The organism is Streptomyces sp. ITFR-6 (assembly GCF_031844725.1).
In the GTDB taxonomy this organism is placed as follows: domain Bacteria; phylum Actinomycetota; class Actinomycetes; order Streptomycetales; family Streptomycetaceae; genus Streptomyces.
The window spans coordinates 1,733,109-1,760,030 of record NZ_CP134612.1 but is presented as its reverse complement, the minus strand read 5'-3'; the positions used below and the strand labels follow the sequence as shown (position 1 = coordinate 1,760,030).

Genomic DNA, 26,922 nt, shown 5'->3' with positions numbered 1-26,922 from the left:
GCGCGGCGCACCGGCCGGCAGCACCTGGATAGGATTCCGTCCGTGCCCTGACCTACCTGAACGGCACAACGAGCCCCAGTGCTTGTGGATTTCGGCCGGTCGAGCCGGCGTGGCGGAGCCCACGCACGGCGACCGGAACACCAAGTGAGCGGAGAACCAGTCATGCGCGGAGGCAGCATAGCCGTGGTCGGCGGCAGCATAGCGGGGTGTGCCGCGGCCCTGGCCGCGTCGCGCGGGGGAGCCACAGAGGTCACCGTCTTCGAGCGCGCCGACGCCGAACTCCGGGACCGGGGCGTGGGCATCGCCCTGCACAGCGACCGCTACGACGAGCTGAGGGACGCCGGTTATGTGGCGCCCGAGATGCCCTGGGCGCCGCTGAACCGGCGGGTGTGGAGCGTGCGACACGGCGACGCCGAGCACGGCCGGGCCATCGGTGAGCAGCCGTTCCCCTTCCGCGCCTACAACTGGGGTTCGTTGTGGAGCGAGTTGCGCCGCCGGGTGCCCGAGGGGGTCACGTACCGCTCGGGAGCCGTGGTCACCGCCGTGGAGCCGGACGACGACGGGGTGACGCTGCGGCTGGCCGACGGGTACGAGAAGCACTTCGACGTCGTGATCGGCGCCGACGGCTACCGCTCGGTCGTCCGCGAGGCCATGTTCCCCGGCGTCACGCCCTCGTACGCCGGGTACATCGGCTGGCGCGGCACCTCCTCCGACGTCGAGGGGCTCCCTTCCGACGGGCAGTCCGCGCACAACATCGTCTTCCCCGGCGGCCACTGCATGATCTACCGCATCCCGGACGGCGACGGCGGACACCGGCTCAACTGGGTGCTCTACACCGCGCCCCCGCAGGTCGACGGTCTCCACCCCGATCTGCGGACCCCGACCTCGCTTCCGCCGGGCAGGCTCAACGCCGAACTCACCGAGCACCTGCGCGCACTTGTGGCTGAGAACTTTCCCCCGTACTGGGCGGCCCGGGTCCTCCGCACCCCCGCCGAGACCACTTTCATCCAGCCGATCTACGACCTGGAGGTCCCGCACTACACCTCCGGGCGGATGGTGCTCGTCGGTGACGCGGCGAGCGTGGCCCGGCCGCACATCGGCGGCGGCAGCGTGAAGGCGCTCCAGGACGCCACCGCGCTGGAGGCCGCCTGGGGGGCGGGGGAGAGCTGGAATGAGGTGCTGGAGCGGTACGACGCCGGCCGCGGCGCGGTCGGTGCGGCCATGGTCGCGCTCGCCCGCCGCATGGGCAGCGCCCAGGTCGAGAACACCCCGGACTGGTCCGCCATGGAGCAGGCGGAGTTCGACGCCTGGTGGCAGGACCAGAACAGCGGCTCCGACCGGCGCAGCGGCTTCGGCGGCCACAGCCTGAAGGTCAAGTAGGACGCGACACGGCGGGGGCGGCGACCGGAACCGGTCACCGCCCCCGCCGTTGTCGCGTGCGCTCAGTGCCCCGTCGGCGCGAGTTCGAGCGCGGCGTGCAGGGCGGTGGCGTCGGTACGGGCGTCCGCGCCGTCCTGCCGCAGCGCCACCCGCCCCGAGGCCAGCACCGTGATCGTGTCGGCGCACTCGGCCGCCCGGTCCGGGCTCGGGGAGACCAGCAGGACGGCGATGCCCTCGGCGGCCAGCGTGGTCACCAGCTCGTGGACCTGACGGACCAGGGCGGGCGCGAGGCCCTCGGTCGGCTCGTCGAGCAGCAGCACGCCGGGGGAGCCGAGCAGCGCGCGGGCCAGGGCAAGCATCTGCTGCTCGCCGCCGGACAGATCCGTCCCCCGGTTGCCCCGGCGTTCGCCCAGCCGGGGCAGCAGCTCCAGGACCCGCGCGGGCGTCCACACACTGGGGCGCTCGGTGTCGCCGCGGCGCGGCGGGCGGTGGGACAGCCGCAGGTGTTCGGCGACGGTGAGGCCCGCGAAGACCCGGCGGCCCTGCGGGACGAGACCGATGCCGGCGCGCGCGATCCGGTGCGCGGGCTGCCCCGTCACGTCCCGGCCGCCCAGCCGTACGGTGCCGGCGTCGGGGCGCATCAGTCCGGCGACGGTGTGCACGAGGGTGGTCTTGCCCGCGCCGTTGTGGCCGACGACGGCGTGGACCGTGCCGGCGGGGACGGACAGGTCGAGACCGTGGAGGACGGTGCCGCCGTCGTAGCCCGCGGTCAGGCCGGTGATTTCGAGCATCGTGGGCCGGGTCATCCTCTCGCGTCGGTGGGGGACGGGCCGATGACGGCGGGTGCGGCACCGGACGCCGCGCCGGCCGTGTGGTAGGCGTCGCGGACCTCGGGGTGGGCGAGCGCCTCTGCGGTCGGTCCGGTGACCAGGACCCGCCCGGCGGCCAGCACGGTGACCGATGTGGCGAGTTGGGCGACGACCTCGACATGGTGCTCGACCAGGATGACCGCCACACTGTCCGGCAGACCGCTCAGGATGGCGAGCAGCCGGCCGATGTCGCCGTCGGTCAGCCCGGCCGCCGGCTCGTCCAGGAGCAGCAGCCGGGGCCCGCCGGCCAGCGCGGCGGCGAGGTCCAGCATCCGCCGCTGGCCGTGGGAGAGCGTGGCGGCGGGCCGGTGGGCGAGGTCCGCGAGCCCGACCGTCTCCAGATGGCCGGCCGCGGACTCCTCGTGCAGCCGGTAGCGCGACGGGCTGCGCCAGGCGCCCCGGCGCTTGGGGTGGTGCGGCCAGCCCGCCAGGACGACGTTGTCCAGCACCGTCAGTTCGGAGATGACCGACGGCTGCTGGAAGCTGCGGGCGATACCGAGCCGGCTGCGCTTCGCGGTGGCCGTCCGGGTGATGTCCGTACCGTTCAGCGCGATGGTGCCCCGGTCGGGCCGGTCGGTGCCCGCGATCAGGTTGAGCAGGGTGGTCTTGCCGGCGCCGTTGGGGCCGATGACGGCGTGCCGGGCGCCCGCGGGGAGCCGCAGGCTGACGTCGTCGACGGCGGTGAGGCTGCCGTACCGGCGGGTGAGGTGGTCGAGGACCAGCACGGGCGGTGCCGGTGCCTCGGTGTGCGCGGGCGTCATGGGGCGGCCTTCCCGGTGGGCAGGGGCAGGGGCGCTGCCGGGCGCGGCGCGGCGCGCAGACCGGCCAGGCCGCGCGGCAGCAGATACACGGCGGCGATGAACAGCGCCCCGAGCAGCAGCGGTCCGTGTCCGGGCCAGGAGCCGGCGACCCAGTCCCGGGTGAAGACGATGAGCCCGGCGCCCAGCAGGGCGCCGATCACGGACGTCGTGCCGCCGATGACGGCCGCCAGCAGCGCGAACGCGGCGATCTCGAAGCCGACGTCGGCGGGCGAGAGGTACTGCTGCACGCTGACCGTCAGCGAGCCGCCGACCCCGGCCAGCGCTCCGGCGCAGATGTGCGCCACCAGCAGATAGCGCCCCACCGGATGCCCTGAGGCACGCATCCGCGCCTCGGCGCCCCGGGTGCCGGTCAGCAGCTTCCCGGCCGGGGAGCGCAGCACCAGCAGGGTCAAGGCGACGGCTACGACGGCGACGACGAGCGCGTAGGTGTAGAGCTCGCTCTCGTCGGTCATCCCCTCACCACCCCACAGCGCCTGGGTGGCGGGGAAGCCGACGAGGCCGTCGGCGCCACCGGTGACGGACTTGAACTGGTTGATCACCGCACTGGCCAGCTCACCGACCGCGAGGGTGATCATCAGCACGGTGGTGCCGCGGGCCCGGATCACGGCGGGCCCGGTCACCGCGGAGAACACGGCGGCCGCGAGCGCCGACAGGACGATCTGGACCGGGCCCACCGTCCAGCCGGCGTCCGCCAGATTGGCGGTGGCGTACGCGCCGACGGCGAACGGCGCGGTCTGCCCGAGCGTGGGCAGCCCCGCGTAGCCGGTGAGGACCGTGACGCTGACCGCGAGGAGCCCGAGGGCCAGGGCGGAGCCGGCCAGCGAGATGCTGTACGAGTCGAGCAGCCCCGGCAGCGCGATCAGCACCAGGAGCAGGACGAGCAGCGGGGCCGCCCGCCGCCACGCCGCCCCGCGCACCCACGCCCCGAACCCGCCGGAGACTTGTGCCGGAGCCTTCCGCGTGCGGGCCTCGCCGGTACGCGCTCCGAGGCGCGTCCCCAGCCGCGCCGTGAGGAGGCGGCGGAGCCGGGTCACCGGGTCGGCCGACGTGCCCTCGGGGCCGTGCGCCGCCGTCGGTTCCGCGAAGCGGGAGCGGAACACCAGCACCGCCGCCATCGCGGCGAACAGCAGATACGGCGCCAGCTCCGGCAGCACCGAGACGCCCAGTGTCTGGACCTCGCCCACGGCGACCGCCGCCGCGAGCGTGGCCCACAGCGAGCGGAGCCCGCCCAGGACCACCACGACGAGGGAGAGCATCAGGACGTTCTCCGACGTACCGGGGCCGGGCCCGATGATGGGTGCCCCGAGCACCCCCGCGGCACCGGCCAGCGCCCCCGCCGCCGCGAGGACGCCGGTGTGCACCGCCCGGGGGTTGTGGCCGGTGGCCGCGAGCATCTGCGGATCGTCGGCGGAGGCCCGTACCGCCGCCCCCACCCGGGTGCGGGTGAGCACCCAGGTGCCGAACCCCGCCAGCAGCACGGCCATCACGATGAAGCCGAGCCGGTAGGCGGGGTAGCGGTGGCCCAGCAGGTGGACCGAGGTGTCGAGCGCCCCGGGGACGCGTACCGGCAGCTCGTCCGCCCCGAAGAGCTGGATGAGCAGATCACCGCCGACCAGGGCGATCCCGAAGGTCAGCAGTGCCTGAGCGAGATGCCCACGCCGGGCGAGCGGAACCGTCGCGGCGGACAGCCCCGCCCCGGCGAGGGCGGCCGCCGCGGTGCCCGCGGCCAGCCCGAGGGCGAGGCCGCCCCAGGTTCCGTCGCTCAGCTCGGCGCCGGTGTAGGCGCCGATCGCGTACAGCGTGCCGTGCGAGAGGTTCAGCACGCCGGCCGTGCCGAACGCGAGACTCAGGCCGGCGGCGACCACGAACAGCAGCAGCCCGTAGGCCACTCCGTCCACCGCCGGCACGAGGTGGGCATCGAGAAGCTCCATGTCAGCCGCCGAGGGTCGCCAGGTCCTGGACCATGACGTTGGCGAGCTGGTTGCCGTCGGGGCGCACCTGGCGCAGGTACCAGGTCTGCACCGGGGAGTGCGCCTTCTCGCCGAACTCCCAGGCGCCGCGCGGGCTGTCGATCTGGCCCAGGCCCGCGATGGCCGTGTTGATGGTCTCGGGCGTCACGTCGCCCTTCTTCGCGGCGTCGGCGATCGCCTTGTCCAGCACGGCGGCAGCGTCGTACGACGACATCGCGTACGTGGTCGGCTGGGAGTCGTGCGCGGCCGTCCAGTCGGCGGCGAACTTGCGGTTGGCCGTGTTGTCGAGGTCGGGGGCGTAGTTCAGGACCGAGTAGATGTCCTTCGCCGCGTCGCCCTGCGCCTGGAGCACGCTGCCCTCGGTGACGAAGGCCGTGTACAGCGGCAGGTCGGCGACGTCGGACTGGGCGTACTGCTTGGCGAAGTCGATCGCGGCCTTGCCGGCGTAGAAGGAGTAGACCGCCTTCGCGTCCGTCTTGGCGATGTCGGCGAAGTACGGCATGAAGTTCGTGGTCTTCGGGAACGGCGTCCAGGTCGTCTTGCCGTCCGGGTTGGCGAGCTTGCCCTTGATGCGCTTGAACTCGTCGGTGAAGCCGCGCAGTTCGTCGTAACCGCCCTGGTAGTCCGGGCCGATCGCGTAGACCGGGCCGTTCACCTTCTCCTTGACGTACGGGGCGATGGCCTTGCCCGGCTCGTCGGACATGAAGCTCGTCGTCCAGACGTACTTGAGGTCCTTGACCGGCGGGCGGGCGTTCGACCCGAGGAAGGGGATCTTGGCCTGGTTGACCAGCGGCATCACCGCGGCGACCGAGCCACCGCTGACGAGGCCCGTCAGCACGTCGACCTTGTCCTTCTTGACCAGCTTGGTGGCGGCGGGAACGGCGGTGGGGGGACCGTCGCCCTCGTCCGCGACGATCAGCTCGACCTTGCGGCCGCCGAGCTTGTTGCCGTGCGTCTTCAGATACAGCTCGAAGCCGGCGCGCAGGTCCGTACCGACCGGCTTGTAGGTGCCGGACAGGGAGGCCACCAGGCCGACCTTCACGGTCTCGTCGCCGGTGCCGCTGTCGCTGCTGCACCCGGTGACGGCTGCCAGCCCGAGGGCGAGGGCGGCAGCGCCCACCGGCCGGATTCTGCGGTGGCGTGGACGGGATATGTCGAAGAACATGAGGGCTCTCATCGGGGGAGTGATGGGCGGAACGGGGTGACCCGGCCGCCGAGCGGGGACGGCGGCCGGGCCGGGTGCGGCGCCGGGGGAACGGCCGCCGGTCAGCGGGCGGGCGGGCCGCCGGTGGTGCGGACCTGGGGGGACAGCGAGTCACCGACCTGGTTGATCAGTTCGGACATCATGTAGCTGACCTCGCCGATGTCCGCGTCCCTGGTGGTGGTCACCAGGAGCGAGGCACCGCTGGAGACGGCCATCGAGAACATGTAGCCGCCCTCCATCGCGGTGAGGCTGTGCTCGACGGGGTCGGTGTTCGTCAACTGGGCGGCGGCGGACAGCAGGTTGACGACGCCGGAGGCGATGGCCGCCAGCCGGTCGGCGTCGTCGCGCTCCACACCGGTGTATGCCAGCGCGAGTCCGTCCACGGACACGGCTATCGCCTGGGTGACCTCCGGAATGCGTCCGGCGAAGTCGCTCAGGATCCAGCTCAGGTCGGTGGGTGAGGTCATTTCTTGGTCCGTTCGGTGTTGTCGTCGGTAGCGGAACGCCCACGGGTGTTCGTGCTCCGGTTGATCCCCTGGGCGTAGGCCGCGAGGACGTCGGAGACCTGCCGGGAGTCCCGGCGGCGGGGCGACGGCCTCGGTGCGGTGGCGCCGGACCGCTGATCGGTGGTGCCCCGCTTGCCCAGGGTGGGCCACTGCTGGGGCGTGCTGCGCTGCCTCAGGGGCAGACCCGAGGAGCTGACTCCGGCCACGCGTGAGACCTGTTCGTCATGCGCGGGATGCGGAGCCGCGGTGGTGGCGTGCTCCCGCCCTCCGCCGACGGTGTCCGCCGCGCGGGCGCCGCCGGACGGGGCGTTTCCGCGGCCCGGCTGCCTGCGGACGGACTGTCCGAGTGCCGTGACGGGACGGGGCGCCTCGTAGCGGACATCGTTGCCATGTTCCGCGCCGGGCGCGCCCGGCGCGGTCTCCTGCGGGATCTCGGTCAGTACGCCGGCCGGCAGGGTGACCTCGGCAATGGTGCCGGGGCCGGAGGAGTCACGCAGTTCGACCACGATGCCGTGGCGTGCGGAGAGCCGGGCCACCACATGCAGACCCATGGAGCGGACGTCCCCGATGCCGCCCTTCGGCTCGCGCAGCGCGGCGTTGTGGACGGCGCGGCGTTCGGGCGTGATCCCCACTCCCTCGTCGACGATCTGCACGACGGCCCGGTCCCGCAGCCGCCACAGGGCGACCCCGACCGGCGCGTCGGGGGGCGAGAAGCGGGTGGCGTTGTCGAGGAGTTCCGCCAGGATGTGCGCCACGTCGTGCACGGCGCGTGCGGCGATGCCGATGCCCGATTCGATGACGCCGAGGGAGACGCGGTCGAAGCGCTCGATCTGCTGGGCTGCCGCCACGATGACCGTGGAGCAGCCGATGTCGGCCGAACGCACCCGGGCGTTGCCGTAACCGCCCAGTACGAGCAGGTTGTTGGTGTTGCGCTCCATGCGGATGGCGAGGTGGTCGAGCGCGAACAGCGTCTGCATGCGGTCGGGGTCGGCCTCGTCGCGCTGCACCGCGTCGAGCTCGGACACCATGACGCTGGTCAGCTGAGCGCCCCGCCGGGCGACCCGGACCAGGGTCTCGGCGAACTGCTCGTGCACTCGGGCCTGTTGTGCGGCCAGCCGTACGGCCTCGTGGTGGACGGCGTTGAACGCCTCGCCCACCTCACCGATCTCGTCCCCGCCCGTGGTCCCGACCGGGTTGCCCGACCGCTCGGCGACCTGCTCGGGTGTGGAGCCGCTCAGCCCGCCGGGCTGGGACAACTCGCTCATCACGGCGGGGAGTCCGGTGTGGGCGACCTCGTGCGCGGCGTTGCGCAGATCTCGCAGCCGCCGGATGATGACGCGCCCCAGGCGGACGGCGAGGACGACAGCGCCCACGAGGGTCAGCAGCACCAGGGTGACCTCGGCGCCCGCGGTCCACATGAGGCGGGTGCGCTCCTTGGAGACCGTCACGATGACGGAGGCGTCGATCCTCCTCTCCACGGCGCGCAGCAGCGTCTGACGGTCGTCGGAGGCCTTCAGCCACTCCTGCGCGGAGACGTCGATGCTCCTGTTGGTGCCCGTACGACCGATCCTGTCCTCCAGCTGCCGGGCCGCCAGCGCCTTCGGGCCGGAAAGGGTGCGCTCCAGCCAGGTCCGCCACTCGGCGGGACCGAGGCCGAACATGACACCGGTCGACTCCGTGTAGCCCAGCCGGCTGGCGTCGAAAGTGCGCTGCGAGGCGATGGTGAAGCCGCCCGCGGCCTGTGCTCTTGCCACGGTGACCTGTTGCTGGGCCGTGTGCTCTGTGGCCTCGGACAGGGCGGCCGCGGCGCGGATGCGGTCCGCGATGTCGGCGTCGACTCCGTCGGCCAGCGCGATGCCGTCGCGGTAGCCGTTGAGGTCGGCGATGACGATCCGGTAGCCGAAGGCGAGCGCGGAGATGGTGCTGCTGCCCGAGCGCACCTGGGCACGCAGGGTCGGCAGCTCCTCGGTGAAGCGCTGGATACGGGTCAGCGCAGTCCGCGCGCTGCCGGGTACTTCGGACAGGTGGGACGTACTGCTGTTGAAGGCGGCGATGCTCTTGTCGGTCGCGTTGGAACTCGTGAGGAAGGCGTCGGGAGTTCCCTGCTTGGAGACCAACGCGGTGGCGGTGGCCCGCTCGCGCTGCAGCTGGTACGTCAGATCACCTGCGGCTGCCGCGACATCCACCATCTTCGTCAGCCGGTAGGCCTGGAGGGCCTGGCTGGTGGCGGGTGCGAGGGCGAGAACCGAGAAGGTGACCGCGACCGTGAGAGGTGCGCTGACGAGCAGGACGAGACGGCGATTGATTTTCACTGCACGGCTCCATCACCGGAACCGGTGCTGAGTATCGGTGACACAAAGATACCTGTTAACGGGGTGTGGGGGTGTCGATACGGACATGGGTGCATCGTGTGCACAGTTGCAGTCGGGACAGGAGGGGCGGGCGGGACCCCGGCGGCGCGGCCTGATCCTATGCCGTGCCACGCAACTACCGATGCGAAGATCGGTGAAAGTTTGCGCGCAGGGGGCGATGTTGAACCGATCCGACTCGATCGATACTGCTCAAAGAGAGCAGCCCGAGTCAAAGAGAGCAGCCCGAGAGGCTAAGCGGAATCTCATGGGCGCCTCGGTCGGAACGCCGTGGCTGTTATGGCGTATACGGATGACGAGCAGTCGCATCTGAATGCGGGATGCACGCGTGCCGCATCTCGCCCGGCGTCGAGCTGTCCGGGCAAGGTTCCGGATCGCCGTTGCGGAATGGTTAGATCCGAAGAGCGATGGTGACCGTTTCGGACAGCCTCCGCGCCGACGGATGCGTGTGGCGGGCCGGCGTCCGACACGGGTGGAGCCGGCTGTGCGCAAGTCCCTTATGGCAAAGGGTTGGTGTTGATGCGCCAGATTCGGTGACGAACCGTGAGCGATGCCGTGCGTGCCTGAAGTGACGCCGTTCGGAGGGGGCGCCCGAGCGGTTGTGGCCGATCGCCGCCGGGCTCCGCCGCCCCCGGTGCGGCGGAGGTGACGGAGCCCGGTGAGGTGCCGTCCCTACGGCTTGCGGCCCACCGCCACGTACCCCGCGCTGATGATGTCGTCCTGGCCGGGGACCGGTTTGCCGAGCTCGGGGTGCCATGCCTCTGCGGCCACGATGCCGGGCTCGACGATCTCCAGTCCGTCGAAGAAGGCGGCGAACTGCTGACGGTCGCGCGGGGCCAGCGTGAGGGTGTTGGCCTTGTACATCTCGTCGACCTTCCGGGCCTCCTCCGGGTGGAAGTCGGCGGTGAGGTGCGAGATCACCATGTGGCTGCCCGGCGCCAGGACGTCGCAGAGCCTTCTGGTCAGCTCATAGGCGCCGTCCTCGTCACTCACGAAGTGCAGGAGCGAGATCAACGAGAGCGCGACCGGCTGGCTGAAGTCCAGTGTCTTTCCAGCGTGTTCGAGGATGGCCTCCACATCGCGCGCGTCGGCCTGCACGTAGTCGATCGCGCCCTGCGGGGTGCCGCTCAGCAGGGCTTCGGCGTGGGCCAGCACGATCGGGTCGTTATCGCAGTAGACGACCCGGGTGGCGGGCTCGGAGCTCTGGGCCACCTGATGCAGGTTCGGCTCGGTGGGTATGCCCGTACCGATGTCGAGGAACTGCCGGATGCCCTGGCCCGAGAGCCAGCGGGTGGCGCGGTGCATGAAGGCCCGGTTCACCTTCGCCATCACCGGGATGCCCGGTTCGAGTGCGAGCATCTGGCGTCCCATCGCCTCGTCCACCGGGTAGTTGTCCTTGCCGCCGAGGAACCAGTCGTACATCCGCGCGGGGTGCGGCTTGCTGGTGTCGATGCGCAGGGAGGTGGCGTCGTTCCCCGGTACGGACATGGTGAACTCCAGAGTGCGTGAGGCGTTGGCTGATCAGCTGGCCCCAAGAATAGGCAACGCGCGCTCCGGACAAGCCCAGTTCATTCGCGCACCCGGTCCCACCGCCACGCGGGGAATGGTTACCGCAGCGTAACTTACTGACGGGTTACCCGCGGTAAGTTCCGCTGCTAGCTTGCGCTCACCCGTATATCGGAGCAGAGCGAGGAGTGAGCTGTGAGCCGCAAGAGCACCCTTTCGCGTTCCACCTTCAGGACCGCGGAGCCGGTAACGCCGGTTACGCCGAAAGGCCGTTCGCGACGTGCCGGCACCGCACGGGCGCCGGCCGTCGCCGTGACGGTGGCCGCCTGTGCGATCACGTACGCCGTACCCGCCACGGCCGCCGGCGGGGCGGAGCCCGTGGTGTCCCGGGGCGTGACGATCCCCGACTTCTACACCCCGCCCACGAAACTTCCCGCAGCCAATGGCGCGTTGATCCGCCATGAGCCGCTCCCTCTGGGGCTGGGCATTCCGGGCCTCGACGGCCGTCCGATGCCCGGCACCGCCACCCGGCTGATGTACCGGTCGACCGACTCCAACGGGCAGCCGGTCGCGGTGACCGGCGCCTACATCGAGCCGTCCGCCGCCTGGAAGCGTGGCGGCCCCCGGCCGCTGATGGCGGTGGCCTCGGGCACGATGGGCCAGGGCGACCAGTGCGCGCCCTCGATGGCGCTCCAGTACCCGCTGACCCTGAACGGCGAGACGGTGTCGGTCGGTTACGAGTCACTGGCCATCTACCGACTGCTCGCCGCCGGTACCGCGGTCGTCGTCACCGACTACGTCGGACTCGGAACGACAGACCGGCTGCACACCTACGTCAACCGGGTCGACGAGGGCCACGCACTGCTGGACGCCGCCCGCGCCGCGCACGCGGTGCCGGGGGCGTCCCTCACGGCCGGCTCGCGCACCGGCCTGTACGGATACAGCCAGGGCGGCGGGGCCAGCGCCTCGGCCGCCGAACTCCAGTGCGTGGGCGACGCGATCCTCGGCTACGGCTTCGCCAAGAGCAGCAAGTGGACCAACAGCGGTGCGTCCATAGGTGACGTCATCGCCGCCGAGCCCCGCGCGCAGGCCGCCCTCGACAAGCAGCGCATCGGCAACCTCAAGCCGGCCGGACCGGTGCGCCTGGCGACCGGCGTCCAGGACGACATTGTTCCGCACGGACAGGCCCGGCAGCTGGCCGTGGACTGGTGCCGCAGGGGCGCCGACATCACCTACGACGCCGTCATCCTGCCCAACCTGGGCGACAAGCTCCTCACCAACCACGTGGTGCCGCTCATCACCGACCAGGGCAACGCGATCTCATGGCTGACCGACCGGCTCGCGGGCAGGCCGGCCACGTCCAACTGCTGGAGCATGCCGATCCAGCCCTGCCCCGGCTGCCCGGCCCCCGGAGGCGAGCCCGGCGCCGTCCAGTACCGTGAGGTGGTCGTCGACCACCGGGCGGCGTGAGACGGGGAGCCGCCCGGCGAGTGAGGTCGTGGTGGAGCCCGTTGTCCCGGCGGGGCGACGGGCACGATCATGGGCCCGTCCTGCCCCTCACGCGTAAGGAGTCGCGCATGTCAGTGCCGGCCGACCCGACGTTGCTCCACCCGATGCCCGGCCAGCCGCGGGTGGTGCAGCTCAGGCCCCTGGTGAAGTCCCCGCTGATCGAGGTGGGGGAGTACTCCTACTACGACGACCCGGACGACCCCACCGCGTTCGAGACGCGCAACGTGCTCTACCACTACGGCCCGGAGAAGCTGGTCATCGGCAGGTTCTGCGCGCTCGGCACCGGGGTGCGGTTCATCATGAACGGCGCCAACCACCGTATGGACGGCCCCTCCACCTTCCCGTTCCCGACCATGGGCGGATCGTGGACGGACCACTTCGACCTGCTGACCGGACTGCCGGGCCGGGGAGACACCGTCGTCGGCAACGACGTCTGGTTCGGGCACAGCGTCACCGTGCTTCCCGGGGTGCGCATCGGGCACGGTGCGATCATCGGCAGCGGTTCCGTGGTCACCAAGGACGTGCCCGACTACGGGATCGTCGGCGGCAACCCGGCGCGTCTCCTGCGCACCCGCTACAGCGAACGGGACATCGCCCGGCTGCTCGCGGTGGCCTGGTGGGACTGGCCGACGGAGCACATCACCGAGCATGTGCGGACCCTGATGTCGGGCAGCGTCGACGAGTTGGAGGCCGCGGCCCCGCCCGCGTGACAGCCTCCGCCGTGGCGCCGTCGCGCGGCAGCGGAGCGCGACACTCGCGATATCCGTGTGCGGGGGCCCGGAACGCGGGCTAGGGTTTACGGTATGCACATTTTTCAGATCTACGGCTGACGCCGTCGGGGCAGTGCCCCGCCCGCGTCCGGCATGACCTTTGCGCGCGTCCACGACCCGGCATATCCGCCGGGGTGGCCGACGTGCCGGTCTGTCGTGTCCCTTTTGCCGTAGAGCCGAAATGAGTGATTCCCATGTCCCGTCCCCGTTCCCGCGCGCACATCGCGATGGTCGGTGTCTCCGCCGTCAGCCACGTGCTGCCGAGCCTTGAGGTCATCCGCGAACTGGTGGCCCGCGGCCACCGGGTGACCTACGCCAACGGCCCGATGGTGGCCGACCGGATCGTGGCCACCGGTGCGGAGCTGGTCCCGTGCGGGACCGTGCTGCCGGTCGCCGACAACAACTGGCCCGACGACCCCATCGCCGCGATGACCCTCTTCTTCGACGACGCCGTCCAGGCCCTTCCGCAGCTGCGGGCCTTCTACGACGAGGACCCCGCGGACCTCTACCTGTACGACATCGGCGCATACGCCGCGCGTGCGCTGGCCGAATCGCAGCACCGCCCCCTCATGCAGCTGTCCCCGACCATCGTCGGCTGGGAGAGCTACGGAGAGGACGTGGCGGCGAAGCTCTGGGAGTTGCCCGGCGCCGACGCGTACCGGGCGGGGTTCAGCCGGTGGCTCAGCGAGTGCGGTGCCACCACCACCGACGTGGACGTCTTCTGCAGCCGCCCCGCGAACACCCTCGCCCTGATCCCCCGGGCGATGCAGCCGCACGCCGAGGACGTCGACATGGACACGGTGACGTTCGTCGGCTCGTGCGGCGGCCCGCGTGACGGCGAGCAGCCCTGGACCCGTCCTGCGGGCGCGGAACGCGTCCTGCTGGTTTCGCTGGGCTCGGCGTACACCGACCGGCCCGCGTTCTACCGCCAGTGCCTGGCCGCGTACGGCGACCTGCCCGGCTGGCACGTGGTGCTCCAGGTCGGCAGGCACACCGACCGGCGCGAGCTCGGTGACATCCCGTCCAACGTCGAGGTGCACTCCTGGGTGCCCCAGCCGGAGATCCTGGAGCAGGCCGATGCCTTTGTGACCCATGCGGGCATGGGCGGCAGTTCTGAGGGGCTCTTCGCCGGCGTCCCGATGATCGCCGTCCCCCAGGGCGTCGATCAGTTCATGAACGCCGACCGGCTCGTGGAGCTCGGCGTGGCCCGCCGCATCGACACGGAGGACGCCACGGCGGATGCGCTGCGGACCGCCCTCATCGAGCTCGTCGACGACCCGGCGGTCGCGGATCGTTCGGCGCGGCTGCGTGCGGAGGCGCGGGCCGAGGGCGGCACCATGAGGGCCGCAGACCTCATCGAGGAGCTGCTGGACTGATCCCTCCGGCCCCGATCACGGCGGCGGGGCCGCGCGGTGTGTTCACCGTGCGGCCCCGGGCCGTTGGATCGTGGTGCGGGTGCGGGTCAGCCCTTGCGGGTGTTGACCTCGTCGGTCAGCTGCGGCACGACATCGAAGAGGTCACCCACGACGCCGTAATCGACGAGATCGAAGATCGGCGCCTCCGCGTCCTTGTTGACCGCGACGATCGTCTTCGACGTCTGCATCCCCGCCCGGTGCTGGATCGCACCCGAGATACCCGACGCGATATACAGCTGCGGCGAGACCGACTTACCGGTCTGACCGACCTGGTTGGTGTGCGGGTACCAGCCCGCGTCCACCGCCGCCCGAGAGGCACCCACCGCCGCACCCAGCGAGTCCGCGAGCGCCTCGATGATGCCGAAGTTCTCCGCACCATTGACACCCCGGCCACCCGAGACCACGATCGCGGCCTCCGTCAGCTCCGGACGCCCCGTCGACTCACGCGGCGTACGGGACACAACCTTCGTACCGGTGGCCCGCTCCGAGAACGACACCGTAAGGGACTCCACCGCGCCGGCGGCCGGAGCCGCCTCGACCGGCGCCGAGTTCGGCTTCACCGTGACAACCGGAACACCCCTGGAAACACGCGACTTCGTCGTGTACGAAGCGGCGAACGCGGACTGCGTGGCCACCGGACCCTGCTCACCCGCCTCCAGATCCACCGCGTCGGTGATGATGCCCGACCCGATCCGGACCGCGAGACGCGCCGCGATCTCCTTGGCCTCCGCCGAGGAAGGCAGCAGCACGGCGGCCGGGGACACCGCGTCGAAGGCGGCCTGCAGCGCGTCGACCTTCGGCACGACCAGATACTCGGCGAACTCCGGTGCATCCGCGGTCAGCACCCTGACCGCACCGTGCTCGGCCAGTGTGGCGGCCGTGTCCGCGGCACCCTTGCCCAGAGCGACAGCGACCGGCTCACCGATACGGCGGGCAAGCGTCAGCAGCTCCAGGGTGGGCTTGCGGACAGCACCGTCCACATGATCGACATAGACAAGAACTTCAGTCATGGAACTTCAATCTCCTGCGATTGAGACGAACGACGAAACGGGGATGAACAGCGCGACGGCTCAGATGAACTTCTGCCCGGCCAGGAACTCCGCCAGCGCCTTGCCGCCCTCGCCCTCGTCCTTCACGATCGTGCCCGCCGTACGGGCCGGACGCGCGGCCGCGGAATCCACCGCCGTCCAGGAACCACCCAGACCCACCTCATCCGCCTCGATCCCCAGATCATCCAGATCCAGCGACTCCACCGGCTTCTTCTTCGCCGCCATGATCCCCTTGAACGACGGGTAACGCGCCTCACCCGACTGGTCGGTCACCGACACCACCGCCGGCAACGACGCCTCCAACTGCTCCGACGCCGTGTCACCGTCCCGACGCCCCCGCACCACACCGCCCTCCACCGACACCTCGGACAGCAGCGTCACCTGCGGCACCCCCAGCCGCTCCGCGAGCAGCGCCGGAACCACACCCATCGTGCCGTCCGTCGACGCCATCCCCGAGATCACCAGGTCGAACCCCGTCTTCTCGACCGCCTTCGCCAGCACCAACGACGTACCGATCACATCCGTGCCGTGCAGATCGTCGTCCTCGACATGAACAGCCTTGTCCGCACCCATCGACAACGCCTTGCGCAACGCGTCCTTGGCATCCTCCGGACCCACCGTCAACACGGTCACCTCCGCGTCATCGGCACCGTCCGCGATCTGCAACGCCTGCTCGACCGCGTACTCATCCAGCTCCGACAACAGCCCGTCGACATCCTCACGATCCAACGTCAGGTCATCGGCGAAATGCCGGTCACCGGTCGCGTCGGGCACGTACTTCACACAGACAACGATCCTCAAGCTCACGCCGGCTCTCCTCACTGATGCGGTTCGTGATCCGACTCTATGGCACTCAGTACCCTGAGTAAAGGTACGCAGTGCCGGACGGCTGCTTCTGGTGCTACGTTTCCGCCATGACCGATGACCGCGGACCGGCCAAGAAGCCGCCCATGCGTGACGTGCTCGCGGAGGCTGCCTTCGGGCTCTTCATGGAGCGCGGGTTCGAGCGGACCACGGTGGACGACATCGTCGCCAGGGCGGGGGTGGGGCGGCGTTCCTTCTTCCGCTACTTCCCGTCGAAGGAGGACGCGGTCTTCCCCGATCACGAGCGGTGTCTCGCGGACATGACCGCGTTCCTGGACGCCGCCGGTGACGGAGATCCGGTGGACACGGTGTGTGACGCGGCCCGGCTCGTCCTGCGGATGTACGCCGTGAACCCGGAGTTCTCCGTGCAGCGCTACCGGCTCACCCGGGAGGTGCCCGGACTGCGCACCTATGAACTCTCCGTCGTGCGCCGCTACGAACGGACCCTCGCCGGATATCTGGAGCGGCGCGGCGACGGCACCAGGGAGGCCGCGCTGCGCGCCGAGGTGATCGCCGCCTCCGTGGTCGCGGCGCACAACAACGGCCTCCGGTCCTGGCTGCGTTCGGGCGGTCAGGGCGATGCGGGCGCGGAGGTGGACCGGGCGCTCGAACTCGTCCGCACGGTGTGGGGGCGGGCGTCCGCGCGGCCCGCCGTGACCGCCGCGGACGACGAGGTGATCGTGATGGTCGCGGCGAAGGGCGCCCCCATGTGGCGGGTGGTGCAGCGCATCGAGTCCGCTCTCGGCCAGGACTGAGGGACCGGCGGAGGGGTGCTTCGGCAACTTTCGGCACTCAGTACCTTTACGTCCTGGCACTAAGTGCCATACGGTGCCGGTGTGCCGTCGCCGGCGGTGCGGCGCACCCAGTCGAGCGCGGGAGGCCGAGACGTGTTCAGTACCGGAACCGATGTGGGGCGGACGGCCCGCGACACGGCCGATCCGCATACCGTGGAGGGGCTGGTCTACCAGCTGTGCCGATGGTGCGGCACCGCTTCGTTCCGCAAACTGCTGTGCCCCGTCTGCGCGTCGAGCGATCTCGAACCGGAACGCAGCGACGGTCACGGCGTCGTCGTACGGTCCAGCGTCGTGAACCGCTATTCGCGGGTGATGCGGAACGAGTCGCTGGTCCGGTTCCCGGAGGGTTTCGTGTACCGGTGTCGGATCGTGGGCGCGGCGCCCCACCTGGTGAGCGTCGGTGACCGGGTCCGGCCCGTGGGCGGCACGACCTCGGAGGCGGGCGAGGTGGTCCTCGAACTGTGCGACCCGCCGCTTACGGCCGGCTGGTACTGAGACCGCCCGGGGCGGTTCACTCCTCGACCCGCAGGATGTGCTTGCCGCGTACGCCGCCGGCTTCGAGGGCGCGGTGGGCGTCCGCGATGTCCGCGAGAGGGCGGACGGTGTCCACGACATGGCGGATGCTGCCGTCCTCCGCGTACCGGGCCAGCCGGGTGAGCAGTCCGGTGTCCGGGTTGCCGCTGAAGAACCGTACGCGCCCGGAGCCGTGGCGGGTCGAGGCGAGGAGGTAGGCGAGGGAGCGGAAGGTGTTGTCGATGTCGAAGGACACGGCCACCATGCGCCCGCCCGGGGCCAACAGCCGCCGGAAGTCGCGGTGCCGGGTGCCGACCGTGTCCAGGACGACGTCGAAGGCGCCCAGTTCGGCGGGTCCGGTCGTCCGGTAGTCGAAGGCCTCTTCGGCTCCCAGGCCTCGCACGAAGTCGAGGTTCTTCGCCCCCGCGAGAGCGGTGACACGGGCGCCAAGCAACGCGCCGACCTGGACCCCGACGCTTCCGACCCCGCCGCTGCCCCCGCGTACCAGAAGCCGCTCGCCGGGCTTGAGGCCGGCCTTGTCGATCAGCGCGGTCAGGCTCGTCGTGCCGCCGGCCACCAGGGAGACGGCCTGTTCGGGCGTCAGGTTCGCCGGAGCGTGCGAGATGTTCCGCGCGGTGACGGCGACGTACTCCGCCGCGCTGCCCATCCGCCTCGGCAGAATGCCCCACACCTGCTCGCCCACCCGCACCCCGGTCACGGACGGGCCCAGCGCGGCGATCTCGCCCGCGAAGTCGATCCCGGTGCGCTGGGGGAATCGACGCCCCGTCACCAGGCGTACCTTTCCGGCCCGGCCGTACAGCTCACCGCCGTTGAGCCCGACCGCCCTGACGCGGACCAGTACCTCGCCAGGCTTGACGTCCGGCACGGGCACCTTGCCCACATACAGCACCTCCGGAGGGCCGTACCGGTCGTAGAGGGCCGCGCGCATCTCGTCCACGTATCTGTCCTGCTCTGCCTCGGGAAACGTAAGCGGGATGATGTTTCCGCTTCCTTCTCCTCAAGCTAACAGGCTAAGTGGATGGTGCCTTCCACTTACCGTAAAGTGAGAGACATGCCTGCTCAGCCCTCTCGGAAGTGCCCCGCCAAGGCCGGTGAAACCTCCGCCTCCGCCGCCCCGGCCAGGCTGCGGGCCGACGCCCAGCACAACCGTGACCGCATCCTCGAAGCCGCCCGGGAGGCCTACGCGGCCCACGGCATCGACGTGCCCGTCACGACGATCGCCCGCCGGGCCGGTGTCGGGGTCGCCACGCTCTACCGGCGCTTCCCCACGCGCGCCGCCCTCGTCACGGAGGCCTTCTCCGAGCAGCTCGCCGTGTGCGTCGCGGCCCTCGACGCCGCGCTGCGGGACCCCGACCCCTGGCGCGGCTTCTGCTCGCTCATCGAGAAGGTGTGCGCGATGCAGGCCACCGACCGGGGCTGCACCGCCGCGTTCCTCTCCCGGTTCCCCGACGCCGTGGACCTCGACGGACAGCGCGTCCGCGCGGAGGAGGGCATCGCCCGACTGGTGTGGCGCGCGCAGGAGTCGGGGCAGCTCCGCGCCGACTTCGACCCCAGCGACGTCACGCTCCTGCTGCTGGCGAACAACGGCGTCGCCGGAGACTCTCCGGAGGTCTCGGCGGCCGCATCCCGGCGGCTCACCGGCTACCTGCTCCAGTCCTTCCGGGCCGAGCACGCCGCACCGCTCCCGCCGCCCGCCCTGCTGGAACTGAACCGCGTCCACCGGCTTCCGCCCGGTCCGTGACACCGCCCGGCCGGTTCGGCTGCCCGCGCAGAGCCCCGAACCGGGCGGGTGGACACGGTCTTACTGGCCCCGTACAGGTTCGTCGGCCATACTGCCCGCCGTGGAGCAGCGCATAGATCCCAACACTCAGCCCGTGTACGCCGCAGGGACAGACCCGGCGTACATCCCTGGTCTCACGGCCCCCCGAGCCACCGGAAAGGCGGACGAGGAGCCGGAGCGGACCGAGGAGCCCGTACCCGAGGACGCCGTGCCCGCCGAGGCGGAGGCCGCGTCCGGGGAAGCGGAATCCGACGGCGAGGCCGTCGCGGAGGCGGCGGACGACGAGGAGGACGAGGACGAGAAGGCGAACACGGGCGAGGACGGTCCCGCGTTCGAGGTGAGCGACCGCCGCGGCTCGATCACCGCGGACCGCGCGGGTATCCGGTTCACGCTGGACGACCAGGAGGCCGACTTCCGCTGGGACGAGATCGGCGCGGTGGAGCTGAAGCCGGCCCGGTTCGGCCGCCGGTTCACGGTCACGGTCCACATGTCGAGCATGCGGTGGTTCAACGCCGAGGTCGAGGCGGCGGCCAGGAGCAGCCTCAAGGAGTGGACGGAAGGGTTCGACGCGGTCCTGGACGCCTACTTCGAGGAGTCCTGACCGGCGGTCGGCGCGGGGCCCTGATCGGCGGTCGGCGCGGCCGGGACCGTACCACTGGGACGCGGGCCGAGGAGCGCGCGGCGTATGTGCGGCCAGGCGGCCGCTCCGAGCGCCGCGTCGGCCGCCGGTGAGCCGCCGTGCCGGAACGTGGCGGACGCGGGCAGGGCTCCCTCGCCGGGCAGCCGGGGCCGGTGTCCCGCGTCGGCGCGGGTGACCAGCCGGACGGGGAGGCCTGCCGCCCGCCGCCGGGCGGCCAGCTCCTGCGCGTACCGGAGCGAGGGCCACATCAGGTCGTCCCCGCCCGCGACCAGCACGAGTTCGGCTGCGGACCTCTCCACCGGGACGGCCGCGGCGGTGACCAGGTCCGGGCGGGCCCGCACGCTCTGCTCGTACCAGCCGAGGACCGAGACCGGGGCGCCCGCCGGCTCGGAGGCCGTCCAGCCGGCGGCGTAGGGAACGAACGGCAGCGGCTGCCCGCGCCAGGTCCAGGAGGACCGGTGGGGAGCCGCCGGACCGTCCCGGCCGGGGCCGATGTTGGCCCAGGTCAGCGAGGTGGGGGAGAGCGCCACCACGGCGTCGATGCCGGGCTGGAGCACGGACAGGTGCAGCGCCGCCTCCGCGCCCTTGGAGACCCCCAGCACGCTGATGCGGCGGGCCCCCTCCGCGCGGAGCCGGTCGAGCGCGGACACGAAGGTCTCCAGCGGGACTTCACAGATGCCCGGCGGCTGTCCGGGGCCGCCGAACCAGCGGATCGAGAGGGCGGCCAGGCCCTCCCGGGTCAGCAGCCGGCACCGCTCCTCCTCGACCCGCCCGCTGGACCCCGAGAGCACGAGCACCCCGGCGTCACTGCCGAGGGCGGGCGCGGCGCGGAAACCCGTCCAGGCATCCGCGCCGCGCCCGGCCGCGGCATCCGCGCCGCCCTCGACGATGTCCGGCACCGGCTCAGGCGTCGGCCAGCACCACGGAACGGGTGAGGTGGCGCGGGCTGTCCGGGTCCAGGCCGCGGGCGGCGGCGCGGGCGATGGCCAGGCGCTGGACGCGGACCAGCTCGGCCAGCGGGTCCAGACCGCTCTCCACCCAGCGGGCGCCGGTCTCCTCGACCTGCTCGCGCAGCCCCTCGGGCGCGGTGCCGAACATCCAGGTCGCGGTGCCCTCGGTGGCAATGCTGATGGGGCCGTGGCGGTACTCCATAGCGGCGTAGGCCTCCGTCCAGGACAGTGAGGCCTCCTTCATCTTCAGCGCGGCCTCGTTGGCGAGACCGGCCGTCCAGCCTCGGCCGAGGAAGGTGAACTGGGTGCAGTCCAGGAGCCCTTCGGGCAGCGGTTCGGCCAGCGCGGTCTCCGCGTCGCGGATCACGGCGTCGGTGTGCAGACCGAGGTGGGCGCGGAGCAGGGTCAGCAGCGTGGTCGCGAAGCGGGTCTGCACGACGGACTGCTCGTCGGCGAAGTCAAGCACCACGACCGCGTCCGCGGACGTCATCACCGGGGTCTGCGGGTCACCGGTGATGGCCACCGTCGGGGTGACACCGCGCAGCCGGTCGAGGAGTTCGAGCACCTCGGTCGTGGTGCCGGAACGGCTGAGGGCCACGACTCGGTCGTAGCGGCGGCCGAACGGGAACTCCGAGGCGGCGAAGGCATCGGTCTCGCCCTGGCCGGAGTCCTCACGGAGCGGGGCGTATGCCTGAGCCATGTAGAACGAGGTGCCGCAGCCCACCACGGCGATGCGCTCACCGGCCGCGGGCAGTACGGCCGCCTGGCTCTGCGCCAGATCTGCGGCGCGACGCCAGCAGTCCGGCTGACTGGCTGTCTCGATCTCGACGAATGACACTTTTGCACTCCGTACTGGTGATGGGATGCTCGTAAACGCACGATATACGGGACGTGCAAGCATTATCAAGCATTTTCCTTGCAGGTGGCTTGACTCGGGAGGGCCTTGTGCGACGCTTGCGCGAGTCCGGTGATGGCACCCAAGGGGATGGGCGCACGCGGCCGGACCTGTGAGGAGAGTGCACGTGTCCAGGGATACCCGGTGGAACTCACTGCTGGAGCTCGTAGGCAAGCATGGCCGGGTGGACGTCGAGGACGCCGCGAAGGTGCTGGATGTCTCGGCGGCGACCATCCGCCGAGATCTTGACCAGCTCGCTGAGCAGCAACTGCTCACCCGTACGCGGGGCGGCGCGGTCGCGCACGGTGTCAGCTACGAGCTGGCGCTGCGCTACAAGACCGGGCGCAACGCCCCGGAGAAGCAGGCCATCGGCCGCGCCGTGGCCGAACTGGTGGCGGTCGGCGAAGTGGTGGGGCTGACCGGCGGCACCACCATCACCGAGGTGGCCCGCGCGCTCGCCGTGCGCTCCGACCTGGTGGGGGACGCCGCCGCGGGGGCGTCCGGCCAGCCGACCCTGACCGTGGTCACCAACGCCCTCAACATCGCCAACGAGCTGGTGATCCGGCCGCAGATAAAGATCGTGGTGACCGGCGGGGTGGCCAGGCCCCAGTCGTACGAGCTGACGGGCCCGCTGGCCAGTGGCGTACTCGGTGAGATCACGCTGGATGTCGCCGTGCTGGGCGTCAACGCCATCGACACCGAACGTGGTGCGTACGTCCACCACGAGGGCGAGGCCAGCATCAACCGGCTGCTCGCCCAGCAGGCCCAGCGGGTGGTGGTGGCGGCCGACTCCTCGAAGATCGGCAAGCGGGCCTTCGCCCGGGTCTTCGACCTCGGGCTGATCGACTTCCTGGTCACCGATAAGGGGATCCCGGCCGAGGCGTCGGCCCGTTTCACCGAGGCCGGCGTCACCGTCATCGCCGTCTGAACCCTCAGTACCGAGCTGGACGCGTCGGCCGAACGGCGGGCCACCCCACCCGAAGGGTGCGGGCGGCCCGCCGTTTCGCGTGCCCTGGACGGGGACCGGCAGTGCTGGATCATGCACGTGCGCGTGCGTGATCGATCACAACCGAGCATGCGGAGACCGGATTTGGCGAGCCGGCAGCATCGATTGCGGTCGCTTCACGACCACCTTGTGCCTCTTCTATGCATATTTCGATCCATGAGGCGTGCCGACGTGCTGCGTGTTGTGGTTTTTGGATGTCAATAGATGTTCGTTACCTCTGTGAAATGAACAACTCTTGCCATTCGGGTGGGCTGTCGTGAACTATGTGCCTGTCGCCGTGAAGGAGCAGCGGCCGCCCCTCCCGGGATGCGGCCCACCTCCACGTATGCGGGACGTTCTCTCGCTCCATCAGCCCTGGAGGTGCCTGTGACGATGGCAGATGTGCCGGTCACAGCAGTGCGGCAGTCCGTGCCGCAGCCCCGCGACCCGGACGGCGCCGACCTGCCCGCCGGGAAGAAGCCCAAGAAGAACCAGATACGGCAGCCGCTCCGACACCGGCTGAAACGGGACAGAGCGCTTCTGCTCTTCTGCTTGCCCGGTGTTCTGTACTTTGCGCTCTTCTTCTACCTGCCGCTCGCGGGCAACGTCATCGCCTTCCAGGACTACCAGCCGTTCCTGGGCTTCAAGCAGAGCCCGTTCGTCGGGCTCTCGAACTTCACCGCGCTGCTGGCCGAGCCGGATTTCTGGAGCGCGGTCTCCAACACGCTCCAGATCACCGCGATCCAGCTGCTGCTGTACTTCCCGGCACCGATCGCCCTGGCCCTGCTGCTCAACTCGCTGATCAGCGAGAAGATCAAGCGGTTCATCCAGACCGTCGTCTACCTCCCGCACTTCCTGTCCTGGGTCGTCGTGGTGGCCATGTTCAAGCAGGTGCTCGGCGGCGCGGGTTCGGTCACCACGCTGCTGATGGAGCACGGCGTCAGCATCGGCAACGTGATGACGGACCCCGGCACCTTCAAGCTGCTGATCACCGCCCAGGCCATCTGGAAGGACACCGGCTGGGGCACGATCATCTTCCTGGCCTCCATCGCCTCGATCGACATGGGCCAGTACGAGTCCGCCGCGATGGACGGCGCCGGGTGGCTCCGCCGGATCTGGCACATCACCCTGCCGGGCATCCGGCCGGTGATCCTGATGCTGCTGATCCTGCGGCTCGGCGACATCCTCTCGGTCGGCTTCGAGCAGATCATTCTGCAGCGTGACGCCGTCGGCCCGGACGCCTCCGAAGTCATGGACACCTACGTCTACTTCCACGGAGTCGTGGACGGCGACTGGGGCATGAGCACCGCCGCCGGACTGATGAAGGGCGTCATCGGATTCGCCCTCATCCTCGCCGCCAACAAGCTCGCCCACCGCTTCGGCGAGCAGGGAGTCTACCGATGAGCCAGCAGTCCGTCGCGACCCGGCCGCGCAGCGCCAGGTTCGGCCCCCGGGCCGGCGGGGGCCTGCGCGTCTCCAACGGCAGGCCGCCGTGGATGGAGCGCCCCCACTGGTACGGACAGGGCGCCAAGGGGCTGGCCCTGATCGTCCTCACCGTGATCGTGCTCTACCCGTTCGTCCTCGCCATCGGCACCAGCCTGGCGGGCCGCGAGGAGCTGAACGCCAACGGCGGTTACGTACTGCTGCCGCACCACCCGACGCTGGAGGCCTACCGGGTCGTCCTGTCCGGCGGGGTCGTCACGCAGGCCGCGCTCGTCTCCATCGGGATCACACTGGTCGGCACCGCGCTCAGCCTGGCGTGCACGGTGATGATCGCCTACGGGACCTCGCGCCCCGGCACGGTCCTCGCCAAGCCGGTCCTGCTGCTGGTGCTGGGCACGTTCCTCTTCGCCCCCGGGATCATCCCGACGTACCTGGCGGTCCAGCAGTTCAAGATGCTGGACACCTACGCGGCGCTGATCCTTCCGGTGCTGCTCAACGCCTTCAATATCGTGGTCGTCCGCTCCTTCTTCCAGAGCATCCCCGAGGAGCTGTACGACGCAGCCCGGATCGACGGCGCCGGTGAGGTCACGGTCCTCTTCCGGATCGTCCTCCCGCTGTCCAAGGCGGTCCTCGCCGTGGTCGGACTGTTCTACGCGGTCGGGTACTGGAACAGCTTCTTCAACGCGGTGCTCTACCTCAACGACTCCGGCAAGTTCCCCATCCAGGTGATCCTGCGCAGCTACGTGCTCAACGGGCAGAGCATCAACGCCTCGGCCATGGGCGTCCACTCGGTGCCGCCCTCGACGTCCTTGCAGATGGCCGTCCTGATCATCGCCATCGTGCCCATCTTCTGTGTGTACCCCTTCCTGCAGAAGTTCTTCGTCAAGGGCGTCCTCACCGGGGCGATCAAGGGCTGATCCGCCCACCGCCTCCGTCGCCGCCACGCACTTTCACACTTTTCAAGGAGCCCCATGTCCACCAACTTGTCCCGGCGCGGTTTCATGGGCGCCGCGGGAATCGCCGGCCTGACCGTGGCCGGGCTGTCGACCCTGAGCGCCTGCGGCAGCGGTGCCACGGTCAGCAAGGGCGGTGCCAAGGCATCGGCCAAGCTCAAGCTGCCGACGTACGCGGCCGTGCAGACAGCCCCCGCGGACCTGGCGGGCAACGCGGCCGGTCTGGACGCCACGTACCTGCGCTACCCCAAGGCCCTCACCAAGTCGGTGGCCAAGGCGCCCGGTGACGGCAGCCGCATCACGGCCCTCACCGAGACGTTCACCACCCCCGCGCCGCCGCAGGGCAAGAACGCCTACTGGCAGGAGCTGAACAAGCGCCTCGGCGCTCAGTTCGACATGACGATCGTCGTGGACCAGGGCGTGGACGCCTACCTCCAGAAGTTCAACGCCATGATGGCCGGCGGCGACATACCCGACCTGGTCTGGTTCCCGCCGAACCAGGGCATCCAGCGGGTGCCCGAGCTGCTCGACGCCAAGTTCCACGACCTCACCCCGTACCTCTCCGGCGACGCGGTGAAGGACTACCCGAACCTGGCGAACCTGCCGACGACCGCCTGGAAGACCGCCGTCATCAACGGCAAGATCCGCGGCGTCACCGTGGCCTACGGCTCCATGGGCCAGGTCTACGTCGTCAACCAGGACTTCTGGAAGCCGGTCGGCGGCGCCGAGTTCAGCAGCGCGGAGGACTTCCTCGCCAAGGGCAAGGAGCTCCTGGACGCCAAGCGCAACAAGTACGTCCTGGAGCCGGAGTACGTGAACCACATCGGCATGTTCGGCCAGTGGTTCGGGGCGCCCAGCGGCTGGCGGCTCGACGGCGGCAAGCTGACCCACATGTACGAGACGGAGGAGTACCAGGAGGCCGTGGCGTTCGCCGTCAAGGTGGCCAAGGCGGGACTCTTCTGGCCGGACCCCAACCTGTCCACCACGATGGAGAAGATGGCGCAGGGCTCGCTCGGCGCCTACGTACAGTCCTTCCCCAGCTTCCTGGTGGACGCCAAGACGTATGACTTCCCGTTCGGCATCATCGCGCCCTTCGCCGCCAAGGCCGGTGCGAAGCCGAGGTACAGCATGGGCTACGGCTCCGTCGGCTACACCGCCATCAACAAGAAGGCCGACGCCAAGCGCGTGAAGATGCTGCTGGGCGTCCTGGACTACCTGGCCGCCCCGTTCGGTACGGAGGAGCGTCTCTTCCTCGACAACGGCATCGAGGGCAAGCACTTCACCCGTACGGCCAAGGGCGACGTCAAGCTGACCGCCAAGGGGAACTCCGAGGCGGTGACCACGGCCATGCCGCTGGCCTTCCTCGCCGCGGGTCCCGAGTACATCTACCTGCCCGGACAGCCGGAGCTGGCCGGAAAGATCCACGGCTGGCAGCAGGAGCTGCTCAAGATCAGCCAGAGCAACCCGACGAGCGGCCACTTCTCCGACACGTCAACCAGCAAGAGCCCCTCGCTCACCACCGCCATGGCCGACTGTCAGAAGGACATCATCGCGGGCCGCAAGCCGATCTCCGCCTACAAGGAGGAACTGCGCAAGTGGCGCTCCGGCGGCGGTGACAAGATGCGTGCCGAGTTCGAGGCCTCGCTCGCCGGAAAGTAATCCAGGGCCGGGGACCTGATCCTCGTCCGCACCACCCGCACCACCCGTACAGACAGA

At 70.5% G+C, this 26,922-nt stretch carries 24 protein-coding genes; 12 read left to right on the top strand and 12 right to left on the bottom strand.

Translation table 11 applies throughout. The features are described from left to right. The first annotated feature begins 162 nt into the window (after positions 1-162). Entirely contained in the window at positions 163-1,380 is a 1,218-nt protein-coding gene (locus tag RLT59_RS07845) for an FAD-dependent monooxygenase (protein ID WP_311302752.1), read from the top strand. Positions 1,381-1,442: 62 nt separating this feature from the next. On the opposite strand, the gene RLT59_RS07840 is transcribed toward RLT59_RS07845, so the two are convergent. The 7 genes from RLT59_RS07840 to RLT59_RS07810 all read right to left on the bottom strand — a co-directional run bounded on the left by RLT59_RS07840 (position 1,443) and on the right by RLT59_RS07810 (position 10,607). Further along, positions 1,443-2,171, bottom strand: a complete 729-nt coding sequence (locus tag RLT59_RS07840) for an ABC transporter ATP-binding protein (RefSeq protein ID WP_311302751.1) — start codon at positions 2,169-2,171, stop codon at positions 1,443-1,445. A gap of 11 nt (positions 2,172-2,182) precedes the next feature. After that, positions 2,183-3,010, bottom strand: a complete 828-nt coding sequence (locus tag RLT59_RS07835; protein ID WP_311302750.1) for an ABC transporter ATP-binding protein — start codon at positions 3,008-3,010, stop codon at positions 2,183-2,185. Beyond that, positions 3,007-5,001: a branched-chain amino acid ABC transporter permease gene (locus RLT59_RS07830; protein WP_311302749.1), complete on the bottom strand. Its 1,995-nt coding sequence runs from the start codon at positions 4,999-5,001 to the stop codon at positions 3,007-3,009. The genes RLT59_RS07835 and RLT59_RS07830 overlap by 4 nt, the downstream gene beginning before the upstream one ends. A gap of 1 nt (position 5,002) precedes the next feature. Beyond that, positions 5,003-6,205 carry an ABC transporter substrate-binding protein gene (locus RLT59_RS07825; RefSeq protein ID WP_311302748.1) on the bottom strand — a complete coding sequence of 401 codons (1,203 nt, stop codon included), beginning with the start codon at positions 6,203-6,205 and terminating at the stop codon, positions 5,003-5,005. Positions 6,206-6,306: 101 nt separating this feature from the next. Continuing rightward, on the bottom strand, positions 6,307-6,711 hold the full coding sequence (locus RLT59_RS07820) for a roadblock/LC7 domain-containing protein (RefSeq protein ID WP_311302747.1): 405 nt from the start codon (positions 6,709-6,711) through the stop codon (positions 6,307-6,309). Next, the gene (locus RLT59_RS07815; RefSeq protein ID WP_311302746.1) at positions 6,708-9,062 is read right to left on the bottom strand and encodes a sensor histidine kinase; all 2,355 of its coding nucleotides are present in this window, start codon (positions 9,060-9,062) and stop codon (positions 6,708-6,710) included. The genes RLT59_RS07820 and RLT59_RS07815 overlap by 4 nt, the downstream gene beginning before the upstream one ends. 729 nt (positions 9,063-9,791) lie before the next feature. Continuing rightward, positions 9,792-10,607, bottom strand: a complete 816-nt coding sequence (locus RLT59_RS07810; protein WP_311302745.1) for an SAM-dependent methyltransferase — start codon at positions 10,605-10,607, stop codon at positions 9,792-9,794. Positions 10,608-10,820: 213 nt separating this feature from the next. Between RLT59_RS07810 and RLT59_RS07805 the strand changes: the two genes are divergently transcribed. From RLT59_RS07805 to RLT59_RS07795, 3 genes are all read left to right on the top strand, one after another. Beyond that, positions 10,821-12,095 (top strand): lipase family protein, encoded by a 1,275-nt coding sequence (locus tag RLT59_RS07805; RefSeq protein ID WP_399125010.1) that lies wholly within the window; start codon positions 10,821-10,823, stop codon positions 12,093-12,095. Between the two features lie 107 nt (positions 12,096-12,202). Next, positions 12,203-12,844, top strand: coding sequence for a CatB-related O-acetyltransferase (locus tag RLT59_RS07800; protein WP_311302744.1), 642 nt, complete (start codon positions 12,203-12,205; stop codon positions 12,842-12,844). 254 nt (positions 12,845-13,098) lie between these two features. Further along, on the top strand, positions 13,099-14,280 hold the full coding sequence (locus RLT59_RS07795; RefSeq protein ID WP_399125007.1) for a macrolide family glycosyltransferase: 1,182 nt from the start codon (positions 13,099-13,101) through the stop codon (positions 14,278-14,280). 86 nt (positions 14,281-14,366) lie between these two features. Here the strand turns inward: RLT59_RS07795 and RLT59_RS07790 are convergent, their stop codons facing one another. Next, on the bottom strand, positions 14,367-15,329 hold the full coding sequence (locus tag RLT59_RS07790) for an electron transfer flavoprotein subunit alpha/FixB family protein (RefSeq protein WP_311302743.1): 963 nt from the start codon (positions 15,327-15,329) through the stop codon (positions 14,367-14,369). Positions 15,330-15,389: 60 nt separating this feature from the next. Beyond that, a complete protein-coding gene (locus RLT59_RS07785; RefSeq protein ID WP_311302742.1) occupies positions 15,390-16,175 on the bottom strand; it encodes an electron transfer flavoprotein subunit beta/FixA family protein in 786 nt (261 codons plus the stop codon). A gap of 143 nt (positions 16,176-16,318) precedes the next feature. Between RLT59_RS07785 and RLT59_RS07780 the strand changes: the two genes are divergently transcribed. Together RLT59_RS07780 and RLT59_RS07775 are read left to right on the top strand one after the other, a co-directional pair. Next, complete coding sequence (locus tag RLT59_RS07780; protein ID WP_311307642.1) at positions 16,319-16,987, top strand: TetR family transcriptional regulator; 669 nt, start codon at positions 16,319-16,321, stop codon at positions 16,985-16,987. Positions 16,988-17,119: 132 nt separating this feature from the next. Next, positions 17,120-17,521, top strand: a complete 402-nt coding sequence (locus RLT59_RS07775) for a Zn-ribbon domain-containing OB-fold protein (protein WP_311302741.1) — start codon at positions 17,120-17,122, stop codon at positions 17,519-17,521. A gap of 16 nt (positions 17,522-17,537) precedes the next feature. Here RLT59_RS07775 and RLT59_RS07770 read toward each other — a convergent pair whose 3' ends face one another. Beyond that, a complete protein-coding gene (locus RLT59_RS07770; RefSeq protein ID WP_311307641.1) occupies positions 17,538-18,488 on the bottom strand; it encodes an NAD(P)-dependent alcohol dehydrogenase in 951 nt (316 codons plus the stop codon). 123 nt (positions 18,489-18,611) lie between these two features. On the opposite strand from RLT59_RS07770, the gene RLT59_RS07765 reads away from it, so the two are divergent. After that, the gene (locus tag RLT59_RS07765; RefSeq protein ID WP_311302740.1) at positions 18,612-19,301 is read left to right on the top strand and encodes a TetR/AcrR family transcriptional regulator; all 690 of its coding nucleotides are present in this window, start codon (positions 18,612-18,614) and stop codon (positions 19,299-19,301) included. A 100-nt stretch (positions 19,302-19,401) separates the two neighbouring features. Beyond that, the gene (locus tag RLT59_RS07760) at positions 19,402-19,941 is read left to right on the top strand and encodes a hypothetical protein (protein ID WP_311302739.1); all 540 of its coding nucleotides are present in this window, start codon (positions 19,402-19,404) and stop codon (positions 19,939-19,941) included. Here RLT59_RS07760 and RLT59_RS07755 read toward each other — a convergent pair. Together RLT59_RS07755 and RLT59_RS07750 are read right to left on the bottom strand one after the other, a co-directional pair. Beyond that, a complete protein-coding gene (locus RLT59_RS07755) occupies positions 19,923-20,879 on the bottom strand; it encodes an acyl-CoA thioester hydrolase/BAAT C-terminal domain-containing protein (RefSeq protein WP_311302738.1) in 957 nt (318 codons plus the stop codon). The two genes, RLT59_RS07760 and RLT59_RS07755, sit on opposite strands and share 19 nt — an antisense overlap. A 4-nt stretch (positions 20,880-20,883) precedes the next feature. Further along, the gene (locus tag RLT59_RS07750; RefSeq protein WP_311302737.1) at positions 20,884-21,768 is read right to left on the bottom strand and encodes an SIS domain-containing protein; all 885 of its coding nucleotides are present in this window, start codon (positions 21,766-21,768) and stop codon (positions 20,884-20,886) included. A gap of 184 nt (positions 21,769-21,952) precedes the next feature. Here RLT59_RS07750 and RLT59_RS07745 point away from each other — a divergent pair, with 184 nt between their 5' ends. From RLT59_RS07745 to RLT59_RS07730, 4 genes are all read left to right on the top strand, one after another. Further along, positions 21,953-22,753 (top strand): DeoR/GlpR family DNA-binding transcription regulator, encoded by an 801-nt coding sequence (locus tag RLT59_RS07745; RefSeq protein WP_311302736.1) that lies wholly within the window; start codon positions 21,953-21,955, stop codon positions 22,751-22,753. A gap of 450 nt (positions 22,754-23,203) precedes the next feature. Next, on the top strand, positions 23,204-24,214 hold the full coding sequence (locus tag RLT59_RS07740; protein ID WP_399125003.1) for an ABC transporter permease: 1,011 nt from the start codon (positions 23,204-23,206) through the stop codon (positions 24,212-24,214). Continuing rightward, complete coding sequence (locus RLT59_RS07735) at positions 24,211-25,170, top strand: carbohydrate ABC transporter permease (protein ID WP_311302735.1); 960 nt, start codon at positions 24,211-24,213, stop codon at positions 25,168-25,170. The genes RLT59_RS07740 and RLT59_RS07735 overlap by 4 nt, the downstream gene beginning before the upstream one ends. Before the next feature lie 54 nt (positions 25,171-25,224). Beyond that, a complete protein-coding gene (locus RLT59_RS07730) occupies positions 25,225-26,865 on the top strand; it encodes a type 2 periplasmic-binding domain-containing protein (RefSeq protein ID WP_311302734.1) in 1,641 nt (546 codons plus the stop codon). Positions 26,866-26,922 lie beyond the last annotated feature (57 nt).

Coding starts and splice junctions, on each gene's coding strand:
- RLT59_RS07845 (WP_311302752.1), top strand. CDS start 163: ATGCGCGGAGGCAGCATAGCCGTGGTCGGCGGCAGCATAGCGGGGTGT.
- RLT59_RS07840 (WP_311302751.1), bottom strand. CDS start 2,171: ATGCTCGAAATCACCGGCCTGACCGCGGGCTACGACGGCGGCACCGTC.
- RLT59_RS07835 (WP_311302750.1), bottom strand. CDS start 3,010: ATGACGCCCGCGCACACCGAGGCACCGGCACCGCCCGTGCTGGTCCTC.
- RLT59_RS07830 (WP_311302749.1), bottom strand. CDS start 5,001: ATGGAGCTTCTCGATGCCCACCTCGTGCCGGCGGTGGACGGAGTGGCC.
- RLT59_RS07825 (WP_311302748.1), bottom strand. CDS start 6,205: ATGTTCTTCGACATATCCCGTCCACGCCACCGCAGAATCCGGCCGGTG.
- RLT59_RS07820 (WP_311302747.1), bottom strand. CDS start 6,711: ATGACCTCACCCACCGACCTGAGCTGGATCCTGAGCGACTTCGCCGGA.
- RLT59_RS07810 (WP_311302745.1), bottom strand. CDS start 10,607: ATGTCCGTACCGGGGAACGACGCCACCTCCCTGCGCATCGACACCAGC.
- RLT59_RS07800 (WP_311302744.1), top strand. CDS start 12,203: ATGTCAGTGCCGGCCGACCCGACGTTGCTCCACCCGATGCCCGGCCAG.
- RLT59_RS07795 (WP_399125007.1), top strand. CDS start 13,099: ATGTCCCGTCCCCGTTCCCGCGCGCACATCGCGATGGTCGGTGTCTCC.
- RLT59_RS07790 (WP_311302743.1), bottom strand. CDS start 15,329: ATGACTGAAGTTCTTGTCTATGTCGATCATGTGGACGGTGCTGTCCGC.
- RLT59_RS07780 (WP_311307642.1), top strand. CDS start 16,319: ATGCGTGACGTGCTCGCGGAGGCTGCCTTCGGGCTCTTCATGGAGCGC.
- RLT59_RS07770 (WP_311307641.1), bottom strand. CDS start 18,488: ATGCGCGCGGCCCTCTACGACCGGTACGGCCCTCCGGAGGTGCTGTAT.
- RLT59_RS07765 (WP_311302740.1), top strand. CDS start 18,612: ATGCCTGCTCAGCCCTCTCGGAAGTGCCCCGCCAAGGCCGGTGAAACC.
- RLT59_RS07740 (WP_399125003.1), top strand. CDS start 23,204: ATGGCAGATGTGCCGGTCACAGCAGTGCGGCAGTCCGTGCCGCAGCCC.
- RLT59_RS07735 (WP_311302735.1), top strand. CDS start 24,211: ATGAGCCAGCAGTCCGTCGCGACCCGGCCGCGCAGCGCCAGGTTCGGC.
- RLT59_RS07730 (WP_311302734.1), top strand. CDS start 25,225: ATGTCCACCAACTTGTCCCGGCGCGGTTTCATGGGCGCCGCGGGAATC.